Source organism: Winogradskyella poriferorum (genome assembly GCF_050618035.1).
Taxonomy (GTDB): domain Bacteria; phylum Bacteroidota; class Bacteroidia; order Flavobacteriales; family Flavobacteriaceae; genus Winogradskyella; species Winogradskyella poriferorum_A.
The window spans coordinates 45,658-59,385 of record NZ_JBODPY010000002.1 but is presented as its reverse complement, the minus strand read 5'-3'; the positions used below and the strand labels follow the sequence as shown (position 1 = coordinate 59,385).

At 33.5% G+C, this 13,728-nt stretch carries 11 protein-coding genes; 2 read left to right on the top strand and 9 right to left on the bottom strand.

What is annotated here, in order from left to right:
• The first annotated feature begins 2 nt into the window (after positions 1-2).
• A complete protein-coding gene (locus ACRHOC_RS05095; protein ID WP_431157512.1) occupies positions 3-872 on the top strand; it encodes an ion transporter in 870 nt (289 codons plus the stop codon).
• Positions 865-1,785 carry a tRNA (adenosine(37)-N6)-dimethylallyltransferase MiaA gene (gene miaA / locus ACRHOC_RS05090; RefSeq protein WP_431157511.1) on the top strand — a complete coding sequence of 307 codons (921 nt, stop codon included), beginning with the start codon at positions 865-867 and terminating at the stop codon, positions 1,783-1,785. Before ACRHOC_RS05095 ends, miaA begins: the two co-directional genes overlap by 8 nt.
• Positions 1,786-1,798: 13 nt before the next feature.
• Here the strand turns inward: miaA and ACRHOC_RS05085 are convergent, their stop codons facing one another.
• From ACRHOC_RS05085 to ACRHOC_RS05045, 9 genes are all read right to left on the bottom strand, one after another.
• Positions 1,799-2,509 (bottom strand): response regulator transcription factor, encoded by a 711-nt coding sequence (locus ACRHOC_RS05085; RefSeq protein ID WP_431157510.1) that lies wholly within the window; start codon positions 2,507-2,509, stop codon positions 1,799-1,801.
• Between the two features lie 9 nt (positions 2,510-2,518).
• Entirely contained in the window at positions 2,519-4,084 is a 1,566-nt protein-coding gene (locus ACRHOC_RS05080; RefSeq protein WP_431157509.1) for a sensor histidine kinase, read from the bottom strand.
• A 70-nt stretch (positions 4,085-4,154) separates the two neighbouring features.
• A complete protein-coding gene (gene coaE, locus ACRHOC_RS05075) occupies positions 4,155-4,745 on the bottom strand; it encodes a dephospho-CoA kinase (protein WP_431157508.1) in 591 nt (196 codons plus the stop codon).
• Between the two features lies 1 nt (position 4,746).
• Entirely contained in the window at positions 4,747-5,697 is a 951-nt protein-coding gene (locus ACRHOC_RS05070; protein WP_431157507.1) for a hypothetical protein, read from the bottom strand.
• Positions 5,698-6,711 carry a glycosyltransferase gene (locus ACRHOC_RS05065; RefSeq protein WP_431157506.1) on the bottom strand — a complete coding sequence of 338 codons (1,014 nt, stop codon included), beginning with the start codon at positions 6,709-6,711 and terminating at the stop codon, positions 5,698-5,700.
• Between the two features lie 29 nt (positions 6,712-6,740).
• Positions 6,741-8,441: an FG-GAP-like repeat-containing protein gene (locus ACRHOC_RS05060; RefSeq protein ID WP_431157505.1), complete on the bottom strand. Its 1,701-nt coding sequence runs from the start codon at positions 8,439-8,441 to the stop codon at positions 6,741-6,743.
• Between the two features lie 29 nt (positions 8,442-8,470).
• Positions 8,471-10,210, bottom strand: coding sequence for an FG-GAP-like repeat-containing protein (locus tag ACRHOC_RS05055; RefSeq protein WP_431157504.1), 1,740 nt, complete (start codon positions 10,208-10,210; stop codon positions 8,471-8,473).
• Complete coding sequence (locus ACRHOC_RS05050; RefSeq protein ID WP_431157503.1) at positions 10,210-11,913, bottom strand: FG-GAP-like repeat-containing protein; 1,704 nt, start codon at positions 11,911-11,913, stop codon at positions 10,210-10,212. Before ACRHOC_RS05050 ends, ACRHOC_RS05055 begins: the two co-directional genes overlap by 1 nt.
• Positions 11,914-12,003: 90 nt before the next feature.
• A complete protein-coding gene (locus ACRHOC_RS05045; protein WP_431157502.1) occupies positions 12,004-13,728 on the bottom strand; it encodes a T9SS type A sorting domain-containing protein in 1,725 nt (574 codons plus the stop codon).

The following is a 13,728-nucleotide window of genomic DNA, read 5'->3' as shown; positions in this document are numbered from 1 at the left end:
TAATGGAACCTACTACAAAACATACTTGGCGTACAAAATTACATGAAGTGATTTATGAGGCAGATACACCTGCTGGTAAGTTATTTGATGTAATCCTTCTTATTGCCATATTAGCCAGTATAGTTCTTGTAATGTTGGAAAGCGTCAAGAGTTTTGATGATAAATACCACACCTTTTTAGATGTTTCTGAGTGGGTTATAACTATTTTATTTTCTATTGAATATATAGCAAGAATAATATCTGTAAAACGACCTGTTAAGTATATACTTAGTTTCTATGGTATTGTTGATCTATTATCTACAATTCCAAAATATATTTCTCTAATGTTAGGTGGTGCACAAGCATTAGCCGCACTTCGTGCCTTGAGACTGCTACGTGTTTTTAGAATATTAAAACTTGCGAGATATTTAGGTGCGTCCAACCAATTGGCAAATGCTATTAAAGCGAGTAGAGCAAAAATTGCTGTTTTCCTTTTTGCTGTACTTATTGCTTCTGTGATATTTGGAACCATTATGTATCTCGTAGAAGGTGAAGAAAATGGCTTTACCAATATCCCAAAAAGTGTGTATTGGTGTATTGTTACTTTAACTACGGTAGGATTTGGTGATATAGCTCCAGCGACACCTTTAGGTCAATTAATCGCGACATTTATTATGATATTGGGATATGGTATTATAGCTGTTCCTACAGGAATCGTATCTGCAGAATATACAAAAGCTAGTGGAGGAAAGAAAAAATACAGTGACGAAGAATTAGAGCAATTATCAAATTTGAACTTAAACACACAATGTTGTGTTAATTGCCTCACCGAATATCATCAAGATGGTGCAAAATATTGCCATAAGTGTGGTTGTGAGTTGAAGTATGAATAAGCCAATCTTAATATCTATTGTAGGTCCGACAGGTATTGGAAAGACCTCTTTAAGTGTTAAACTTGCCAACCATTTCAATACAGAAATATTATCTGCTGATTCTCGACAATTCTATAAAGAAATGAGTATTGGCACGGCAGTGCCTACAGAATCTGAATTGGCCTCTGCAAAGCATCATTTGATTCAAGATATATCCATTAAACAAAATTTTAGTGTTGGTGACTTTGAAAAAAAAGCACTTAAAACATTGAAAAATCTATTTTCTAAAAAAGATATTGCTGTATTAGTAGGTGGTTCTGGTCTATATGTCGATGCACTAGTCAAAGGTCTTGATGAATTTCCTAATGTAGATCCACAGATAAGGGAATCATTGAATACAAAATTAAATGATGAAGGTTTAGAGATCTTACAAGACCAATTAAAAGTATTAGACCCAGTAGCCTATTCAACAATCTCTATTGACAATCCGCATAGAGTTATAAGAGCACTAGAAATATGCTTAGGTACTGGTAATCCATACAGCTCCTATCTAAAGAAAGACAAAGAACAACGTTTTTTTAGAACTATATCAATAGGACTAATAGCTGAAAGAGAAATTATCTATGATAGAATAAATCAACGCGTAGATATAATGATAAATGATGGTCTAGTGCAAGAAGCTAAGACACTCTACCCTTTCAGAACCTTTAATGCACTAAATACGGTTGGTTACAAAGAACTTTTTCGATTCTTTGATGGTGAAATAAGTCTTGATTTTGCAATTTCAGAAATAAAGAAAAATACAAGACGCTTTGCCAAGCGTCAACTAACTTGGTTCAGAAAAGACAAAGGTATTCATTGGTTTGACTATAAAACAGATTATCTAGAAATCGCTAGATTTATAGAAAATGAAATAAAAAAACCAGCTGAATAGCTAGTTTTATATTTTAGTCATTTGCATTTATTACAAGCCTAAATCCTTCGCCATGAATGTTGAGGATTTCAACATTTGGATCTGGTTTCAAATACTTACGTAATTTGGCAATGTATACATCCATACTTCGAGAAGTGAAGTAATTATCATCTCTCCAAATCTTAGTAAGTGCCAATTCTCTCGGCATTAAGTCATTTTCATGAAGTGCAAGCAAACGCAGTAATTCATTTTCTTTAGGAGATAATTTTGTTGGCTCTCCTCCATCAAATTTTAAAAAACGAAGTTTAGAATTTAAATCAAATCGTCCGATTTTAAATTCAAATTGCTTGCTATCTGCAACAGTATCGGTTGCCTTACGCTGCATAATAGCCTTAATCTTCATTAATAACACCTCACTATCAAAAGGTTTGTTGAGATAATCGTCTGCTCCAACCTTATAACCTTTTAAAACATCTTCCTTCATAGCCTTAGCCGTTAGGAATATAATAGGTACATCTGTATTCTTTTCTCTTATTTCCTTAGCAAGTGTAAATCCATCTTTATAAGGCATCATTACGTCTAAAATACAAAGATCGTAATCGTCTTTTTTGAACTTTTCAAAACCTTCCATTCCATTTTTGGCATGGACAACATCGTAATCGTTCATCATTAAATAATCTTTTAAAACAGTTCCAAAATTCGGATCGTCTTCAACCAAAAGAATCTTTTTGTTTTGTTCTTCCATAATTCGTTTTTATGATATTAATGGTAGCCTTATAATAAATGTACTACCTTTTCCTTTTTCACTCTCTACTGATATATGACCTTGATGGTCCTCTACTATTCGTTTTACGTACGCTAATCCTAATCCATGCCCTTTTACATTGTGTACGTTTCCTGTATGTTCCCTATAGAATTTTTCAAACACACGCTTAACAGCCTGTTTTGACATTCCATTACCTTGATCTGCAATTTTTAGTATTATATGATTTCCAATATTTTCAGTATAAACGTCAATCTTTGGCGCTTCATCTGAATACTTAACTGCATTATCTAATATATTAACGATAACATTTGTGAAATGTGTTTCGTTGGCTAATACTGATGACTTAACAGCACCGAAATGGGTTTTTACATAACCCTTTCGATCTTCTACGATCAACTCTATATGTGTTATTGCGTCTTCAATAAGATTATGAAGTTTTAATCGCTCTTTGCTAATATTAAGTTCGTTCTTTTCAAGTTTGGATATCCTTAAGACATTTTCGACTTGAGCATGCATGCGCTTATTTTCATCTCTAATCATTCTTAAATAGCGCTTCACCTTTTCTTCGTCCGTTATTATTTTTGGATTCTTAATAGAGTCTAAAGCCAAATTGATAGTCGCAATTGGTGTTTTAAACTCATGCGTCATATTATTGATAAAGTCCGTTTTTATCTGTGAGATTTGTCGTTGACGAATTAACTGATAAATAGCACTAGAATATGCCAATATTATCACGCTGGTAAACACCACAGACAGCACAATCATCCATAATATTGAATCTATAAGGTATTTCTTGCGATCAGGAAAATCGACCCATAATTTATAACTACTTTCATTATTATTATCAAGAAAAATATAAACACCATAGGCATTTTCCTTTTCAAAGTTTTCACTCTGCACTTTTGTAGCTAAATCATCATCATATATAGCAAATTCAAAATCTAAGTTTACACCTTCATCCTTTAATTCTCTATTTAATAATGTTTCTACCTGTATAGCAGTAACACGTTTGTAAATAGGGATATCCCTTAGCATATCCTTAAAGGTATCTTCATACATTTGCCTATCTAATGCAGGCATAGAAGAATATTGAATTAATCGCTCACTCGGTGCAATGGTATTGTTACCATCGATTTGAGAGTTATTATAAATTTCTGTAACACGCTCATTAGACCTTTTACTTATAGCAAAACTGTCAGCATCAATTTCAAAGAACAATGAGGGTACTTTAAATCGCTCCTCTAAAACCGTATTTCTATGAACAATGGTCTTATCGTTAATATCGTCTTCTGTCGCTATAAACAATCGTTTTAAAACAGTAGAATCGGGTGTTTGATCCTTACTTAAAAATGGCTGAAGTTTTATAAGCGAATTTCTAAGTTCCATTTCTTCAATATCCCTTGAAACGAAACTCAATGCTCTCTTCACACTTAGTGTGAAATTCTTCTCCTCATTTTGTAAACTATTGTTTATAAAAAATGATTGCACAAAAATGATACCAATAAGTGAAAGACTCATTAATACCACCAACAAGACGAATAGCTTTTTACCCATCAGTCAAATTTAACATTTTAACATTTAGCTCAAATTATGTTTAACCTTACATTAACAAAAGGATACCGCCTTACTTAGAAGATAATTTAAGTATTTTCTGATGTATTTTTTCTGCATCGAGAAGTGCCGAATTCAGATTATTGTTGGTGATCACAAAATCTGATTGTTCCATTTTTTTTGAATCTGGCCATTGATTATTAATTATGGCTAGTATTTTTTCTTTATTTGAATTATCGCGTTTTAGCAAACGCTCAATCCTTAAATCCTTGTCGGCAACCACAGTAATGATGTAATCATAATTATCCTGCAATCCATTTTCAAATATAATTGCTGCTTCTTTAAGGATATATGGTGCCTTTTGCTTTTTTAGCCAACGCTTAAAATGAGAGGCCACTTTTGGATGGACAATAGCATTCATTTTAGCCAACATAGATTTATCTGCAAATATCTTCTTAGCTAAAAATGTTCGGTTAAGCTCGTCGTTTTTATAAGCATTTTCACCAAAAATAGCTGTGAGCTTTCTACGGATTACCTTAGACCTATTCATTAAAGCTTTTGCTTCATCGTCTGCCACGTACAATGGAACGCCAAGTGCGTTTAAATGCTTTGCAATAGTGGTCTTACCACTACCTATGCCTCCTGTAATCCCGACAATAATCATTTTAAATTTTAATAAAATCTACGCGCTTTTGCTTAATAGTCGCACGTTTAACAAATTCTGGTTTTTCAGTAATCTTTGGGGTTAAATACTGCTGTCCTTCAATTATAGCGTTGAAGTCACATTCTACATTAAAATCCGACTGCTTAATATTATTATATCTATTTAAGTCTACATAAAATGACACTGTTACAGCCTTAGGAAAATAATTAATATTTGTACCCACTGGTGTATTTTTTATAATTACAGGCACATCTATAGAACCTTCCGTAAACCTCGCTACTTTGCCTGTTACAACTGTCTTTTCTGGTACGATCTGAATATCTTTTAAAGAGGATGTTTTAAAACCTAATTCTTGATCTATATCCGCACTAATATCACTTAGCTCAAGTAAATTGGTTTCAATACGTGTAATGGTATCTAGTTTGGACTGTGCGCCAATGAGTTTTACACTATCAATATCTTTTACTAAGTCTCCAAGTAAATCATAACCAAGACTAAATTGTAAATTACTACTAACCATCACATCTACATATTTAAATGCCATTTTAGAGTATTTGACATTAAGTGTATCTGGCTTTATGGATAACAGTTTATAAGAATTTCCTAGTTGGTTTTCTATCAGATACTTTTGCTTAGTAACGTCAAAAATATAGTCATCTGCCCTTACAGTCATGTCTTTATCTGCATCTACTTTAATAGTCTTATAGTCATTGAACAAAAAAGGAATTAGAGTAAAGCCTTTTGCTTCAACTACGGCCTCTAGAATATTTAGTGAGTCATTTTCAATAATAATCTCCTCATCAAGATTGTTAATCTCTACTTTTAATTTAATAGTTTGGTTGTAATCGTTTGATAGTTTAGAAAAAATCAAAAAAACAAAGGCCAACGCAAAGAATAGACTAAAGCGTTTCGCATTTTTCTTTCGAAGAAAATTTGAGATTACTGATTTCATTTAAACATGTTTTTTTTCAAAAAACAAATGAGGAAACACCTCCTTCGGTACTTTATTTAAAAGTACTATATAAAACATAGATTTTAAAAATCCATAACCATAACCAAAAAATTGAATTGCGATAGCAATTATTGATTGTAATGCAATAATGAAATTCTTATTTACGACAAAAGATAAAGTAAAAGCAATTAAAAAATATGCTAGATATAAAATTAAAGGAAGCTTGGTTATACTTAATAAGGCCAAAGCAATAGAAAAAACTAGACCTGCGCAGAATATAGATGGAAACCAATACACTATACTTTTCGAATTAGGATGCCATAAATTTAAAATTGGTCTTACCATACCAAACTTATTTACTTGCTTGTAAAACTTTTGCCAAGAAATCCTTCTTTTGTGATACACAATAGCCTCTGGAATCAAGGCTGTTTGAAATCCAAGCTTAATCAATCGTAATGAAAGGTCTGGATCTTCTCCAGGATGAATTGAACCAAAACCACCGGATTGTTCAAAAGCTCGTTTCGAAATTCCCATATTAAAACTTCGAGGTTGAAATTTATTTACCTGCTTCTTTCCTCCTCTTATTCCTCCTGTAGTTATGGCAGATGTCATGGAGAAATTTATAGCCTTCTGCAGGTTAGAAAAGGACTCGTGTGCTGAATCTGGCCCTCCATAGCAATCAAAGTAATTATTTTCTAAAAATTGCTTTACCTCAACCAAATAGTTACTTGGCAATAAAACATCAGAATCTAAAATGATAAAGTAATTTCCTTTCGCTTTTCGCATACCATAATTGCGAGAATCACCTGGACCTGTATTTTCTTTAAAGTAGTAGGAAATATTTAGTTTTTCCTTGTATTGCTGAATTACATTTTCAGATGGTTCTGTGGAACCGTCTTCTACAATAACAATTTCATAGTTACCAGGAATTTTTAAAAAACTATCCAATAACTCTTTTATCTCGTCCGGTCTGTTATAAACAGGGATAATAAATGAAAAAGACAATTGCTCCATACGAGGCAAAGGTAACTAAACCTTAATGTTTATTTTTTAATAAACTTAATAATTTCCCTCTCTTTACCACTAAAGATTTTTATGATGTAAACTCCTATTTTGATATTCGAAATATCAACAGTCTTATTGTTCACATTGGTCTGATAATCTCTAATTTCGGAGCCTAGCAGATTAAAAATTTTTATACTGAAGTCATTTTCTTCTAAAGTCAAGTGAAGTATATCATTTGCTGGATTTGGGTAAATTTTAAATTTGGAATTTGAATAATCATTTATGGACAAAGATGATCCTTCAACAATTTTTAAGCTTTGGTTAATTGGAATGTCATAATAAACATCTTCTATACCACTCAACCAATTTACCTTAACATAATCAATTACAGAGGCCTCTCCTAGCCCAAAAATTTCACTTGCAGAGTTTTGAGATAAATACCCTTCACCCAAGCATGTATATCGAAACTGTTTCTCACCATCTACTGAAATTTCGATAAGTGAGCCTATACCATTCCTATTACTGATGGTACCTTCAAGTTTAACTTTTAACCAATTGGCAATACTTGAGGTATTATTCTTCCAAAGGAATATGTTATTATGATTAATATTATTAACGATAACCTCAGCCAGTCCATCATTGTCAACATCTCCGATGGCGTTGGAATAACTAATCGCATAGTCATCAGGAACTGCCGTATTATCCAAATCAAACTGGTCACCTTCATTATTATAGAATGCGGAGGATAAATAACCCGTTACAGATCCGTCATGCTCTGCACTTACATATAAGTCTAGATCACCATCATTCTCGGCATCTAAAAATACTGCTCCCCAGGCTACACTATTCATGGTTGTATTGGTAGATGTAGCGATATTGCTAAAAGTACCATCTCCATTATTCTTTAAAAAAACATTTCCTACAACATCGTTTGTAACATATATATCTGTCCAACCATCAGAATCAAAATCTTCTACAGTTACAGACATAGCATCAATGGTAATATCTGTTCCTGTTAGAGCGCCTACTTCAGTGAATGTACCATCTCCATTATTTTTGTACATCGTATTTGGATATTGTACTTTATCATTTGCAACATAAATATCTTGGTATCCATCTTTATTATAATCAATAAAAGCTGAGCAAAATGATAGCGTACCAGTGTTTATTAATCCGACTTCATTATTAACTATAGTAAATGTATTGTTGCCATTATTTTTGTAAAGCACATTTGGTATTAAGGTGTCTCTATTACTTAAAAACACATCGAGATAACCATCATTATTATAATCTCCCCAAGAAGCACCATAAGTAATTAACACCTCATTAAGCATACCAGAGGAACTGGTTATATCTGTCATAACCATATTTCCTGAGTTTTCAAAAAGACGATTTATTTGATTGTCACTGGTTACAAATAGATCATTATCTCCATCGTTATCTATATCTACCCAATTTATTTGTTTATTCTTCCAGTTATTATTTGGGATATTTAAACTTTGCTCTATATAGTTACCATTTATATTCTTAAAAAAGCGGATTGGGTCACCATTAGCCGTAGCAATGGAAATATCATCCCAACCGTCATTATCATAATCAAAGAATGAAATACCATTTCCAAAAAGCGTGTTGCCACAGAGAACCTCTATTCCTAATTCTTGTGCTTCATTATTAAAAGCGACTTGACCGTACAAATTAATGACGAATGCAAATCCTAATATGATTAATAATTTCCGCATGAATTAAGTTTGTTGAATTCAATGAAACACTAACGCTTTATAAACCTAGTGGTTTCAATTTGATCTTGCGTATACATCCTTACATAATAATGCCCTTTATCAATATTAGATATATCAATACTAAAGTCATGAGCAACTGGTAACTTAAGAAGTAATAATTGACCTAAAGCGTTATAAACCTCTACCTTGTCGATAGTGTTTAAGGAATTGAAATTAATAATATCCTTTGCAGGTATTGGAAATACTTTAACTGAAGTCATGTTATCCGATTCATCGATTGAAAGCGCAGAACCTTCTACAATTTTTACTGATTGATTTGCCGGGACATCGTAAATAATATCTTCTAATCCACTAAGCCAAGTAACTTTTACGTAATCTACAACAGTATCTGAACCAAGTCCGAATTGTTCAGAAGCTGAGTTTTGAGACAAATAACCCTCTCCTAAACAGGTATATCTGTACTGCTTATTTCCATTAATTGAAATTTCTATAAATGATCCAACACCATTTCTATTACTTATAGTGCCTTCTAGCCTTATTTTTAACCAGTTATTATCTGTGATACTCGTATTTTTCCAAAGAAAAATATTTTCATGATCTATATTATTTACAACAATTTCAGGATATCCATCATTATCGGTATCACCTAAAGCATTTCCAAAACTATAGGCAAAATCATTTGGTACAGCTTCATTGTTTAACTGATAATAAGACTGATCAATATTTTCATAAAATGCAGAAGATAAATATTGTGGCAAAGTGCCATCACTTTCACCACTCACATATAAGTCTAAATCTTTATCATTATCTGCATCTAAAAAAACTGCACCCCAACCATTACTGTTGAAGGTGACCTGCTGTGATTGTGCCAAATCTGAATATGTGCCATCTCCATTATTAACTAAAAGCACACTATCATTATCATCATTGGTAATATAGATATCCAAAAAAGAATCATCATTAATATCTTCTACTGTTACGGACATCGCTCCAATATACACACCAGATCCAGTTTCCTGCCCTACCTCAGTAAAAGTACCATCACCATTATTTCTGTACATTAAGTTTGGGTTCACATATTTGTCATTTGAAACATAAATATCTTGATCACCATCTTTATCATAATCCAAAAATGCTGAGCAAAAGGACATATAACCAGTAGTTTCTAATCCAGCTTCTACATTTGCTAAAGTAAAGGTGCGGTTACCATTATTCTTATATAACAAATTAGGAATTAAAGGGTCGCGAACAGAAATAAATACGTCTAGATATCCATCTCCATTATAGTCGCCCCATGAGGCACCATAATATGGAAAGTTATCTGATAACATTCCTGATGTATCAGTAATCTCAGACATAATCAAATTACCAAGATTCTCAAACAAACGGTTACCAGCATTATCACTAGTAATAAACAAATCATTATCACCATCATTATCAATGTCTACCCAATTTATTTGCTTATTTCTATCTGTATTATTTGGGATATTAATAGTCTGAGCAACAAAATTCCCATTAATATTTTTTAAAAATCGTATAGGTGAGCCATCAACGGTAGCAACAGTTATATCATCCCAACCGTCATTATCATAATCAAAAAATGAAATCCCATTACCAAATAAAGTATAATCACAATTCACATTTACACCAAGTTCATTCGCATTCTCCACAAACTGGACTTGTCCAAAAACTGTAGTGGTAAATAAGCATAAAATGCACGATACTTTGCAGTATTCTAAATTAGCGTGTATGGAAAGTAATTGCTTCACTATTTTACGATAAACTTAAAAACATTAACTCCTTTTAGCGATTTGGCTTCAACTTTATAAATACCTGAAGAGAGTTTAGATGTGTTCAATCGGTAGTAAACGTTTTTTGGTTTTTCACTAATAAGTTTCTCGCCAAGGATGTTATAAACATTGATTTCATCAAGAACTTCCTGAGCTTCGATATTAAGGGTCTCCGTAACTGGATTTGGAAAATACTTTAATTCAAAAGCATTAAACTCATCTATGGATAACGAAGCGCCTTCAACAATTTTTAAAGATTGATTAACAGTAACATTATAATAAGTATCCTCTATTCCACTTAACCATTTTACTTTAACATAATCTATTGATGTTGCCGAACCAAGTCCAAATTGTTCACTTCCTGAATTCTGTGACAAATATCCTTCACCTAAGCACGTATAGCGGTATTGTTTGTTGCCATTAATTGAAATTTCAATAAATGATCCTACACCATTTCTATTGCTTGTAGTGCCCTCTAACTCTACTTTTAACCAATTATTAGACGTATTGGTATTGTTTTTCCATACAAATACATTTTCATGATCAATATTATTTACAACAATCTCAGGATAACCATCATTATCAGTATCCCCCAAGGCATTACCATAACTAAATGCAAAATCATTGGGAACTGCACTATTATTGAGCTGAAAAGTAGAATTGCTCACCTTTTCATAAAACGCAGAAGACATAATTGGTGAAGCTGTACCATTGCCCTCTCCACTCACATAAAGATCTAAATCACTATCGTTGTCTGCGTCTAAAAAAACCGCACTCCATCCCGAACTATTAAACGTTACTTGATAGGATTGGGCCATATCTGTAAAGGTCCCATTTCCATTATTTACATATAACACACTATCCATAGGATCGTTGGTAATATAAATATCTAACCATCCATCATAATTAAAATCTTCTACAGTGACTGTCATGGCATCGATACTTACATCTGTACCTGTAATTTCCCCAACCTCTGTAAATGTTCCGTCACCATTATTTCTATACATTAAATTGGGATTAGCATATTTATCATTTGCAACATAAATATCTTGATCTCCATCATTATCATAATCTAAAAATGCAGAACAGAAAGACATATATCCTGTGGTTTCAAGACCCGCTTCAACATTAACTAAAGTAAATGTGCGATCACCATTATTCTTATACAATAAATTAGGGATTAAAGGATCGCGAATTGAAATAAATACATCTAAGAATCCATCATTATTATAATCTCCCCAAGAAGCTCCGTAATATGGAAAGTTATCTGATAACATGCCTGATGTATCCGTTATCTCAGACATAATCATGTTACCTAAATTTTCAAATAATCGATTTCCTGAATTATCACTTGTTATAAAAAGATCATTATCTCCGTCATTATCAATATCTACCCAATTAATCTGTTTATTCCTCGCATTATTATTAGAAATATTAAGAGTTTGAGATACGAAATTGCCATTAATATTTTTGTAGAAGTAAATAGGGTCACCTAAGGCCGTAGCAACCGTTATATCATCTAAGCCATCATTATCGTAATCGAAAAAAGTAATACCATTGCCTAGAAAGGTGTACTCACAGTTAATTGATATACCCAATTGTTGCGCACTTTCCTCAAATGCTACTTGGGCAGATAATAGATTAATTGAAAAGAGTATTAAAATTACATACCGCATCGTCATAACGCAATTTTTACTAAGATAAAAGAATAATTTATAAAAAGAAAAAAGCCGTTTTTTCAAACGGCTTTTTCAAAATTATAGTTATTTCAGTTACTGCTTAATTACTCTCACCGTTTTTGTGATACTAGCAATTGTAACTTGAACGAAATATGTACCAGTTTCTAAACTCGACATATCAATATCGCTATCTACAGCTTGTGGCTGCGCATTCATTACTTCTTGACCAAGCATATTATACACTCTAACATCCTCAATGTTATTTTGAGCATTTAATGTTAATGTATTTTTCACCGGATTCGGGTAATAGGTAAATACAGCTGGATTGTCAAACTCATCAGTTGATAATGCAGCATCTGCAGTTACATTAAATGTTCCTTCTACTCTACCCGATACTGGTGGCAACGCACCATCACTCCAAACTCTAATATAATAGGTTGTACCTGGTGTAGCTGCAAACTCTAACATTTCACCTGACGCTTGACCCTCGTCACCACAAGCAACTTGGTTCTCCGCAAGAATCGGTTCTCCTGCTGAATATACTGCACAATTAGCCTCAGAAGACGTACCAGAAATAGAGGTAGTAATAATCATTGTATCAGTATTTGCAGGCTGCGTGTAGGTATACCAAACATCAGCAATATTTCCAAACAGATCACAAGATGGTTTCTCATCTGCTAAGTTTTCTGTAGCGCCAGCAGTAGTGCCTGAGGTAGCCACTCCGGTAACCAAAGCCTCAGCATCAGCAAATGCGTCATTTGCAGGCGGTGGTACTGTCTCTAAACAAGTTAAAGTCATTGTAAAGGCACCTTCCGCTGTGCTGTATCCTTCTACAGCTATATAATATGTAGAACTACCATCTGCAGTAAATGTAACCTCAGACCTTGTGCCACATGCGTCGTCATTAGTAGCTATCTGTGTACCTCCACAAGAATCATAAACTCTAACGTTAGTATCATAGCTAGAACCGCACAGACTCGCCGTAATGTCCCCAGCCGCACCTGAATAAGAATACCATAAATCTGCTGAAGAATTACCAACAGTATCTGTTACACTGCTTGCTGATGTGTCTCCAGTTACAGTTTCGTCACAAGCTACATCAATTGCTCCGGAGCAAATATCATTTAGCGGTGGGCAAGTATCTGCAAATGACCCTAAAGGTACACTACATAAACCATCTTGCTCATGCTCTAAGGTTAAATTAACAGGTGTACCTTGATCAAATGGTCCCACGGTTACAACACCCAATGCGGTAATACCTGTTGTAGCTGCCACACCAGCATCATTTGTTATCGCAACAGAAGAAGCATCACCTAAATCAGTTATATCAACATCTACACTATAAGTAGGACAACTCTCTACCACTGAAGCAGTAGCTGCAGGAGATGTACATGATGGAGTTGGATATGTTACTTCAACATCAATGGTTATTGTGACTGAATCTTCAAAAGCATCAGTATCTGCCGATGTTATTGTCAAGGATGTAAAACCTGTGATATCAGTTCCATCAAACTCAGCACCACAGCCAGTAACTGATAAGCCATCGTTAGTTCCTCCACTTACTGCTAAAGTAAATACATAATACGATGTTCCTGTACTTGTATCACAATTGGTACTTGCTAAACTTCCGGCAGAATTAGTCAATTGCATACTTGTTGGAGTATTGCTTCCAAAACATGATATATCGCCAGAATTTATAGTCAGGACAGTCGGGCCTGCATCTGTTCCTGATGTCGTAAAATTATCGGTACAAGTGGATTGAGCTGTTGCTATAAATGACAACATTAAAGCCATAAGCAAAAAAGTAATTTTTTTCAT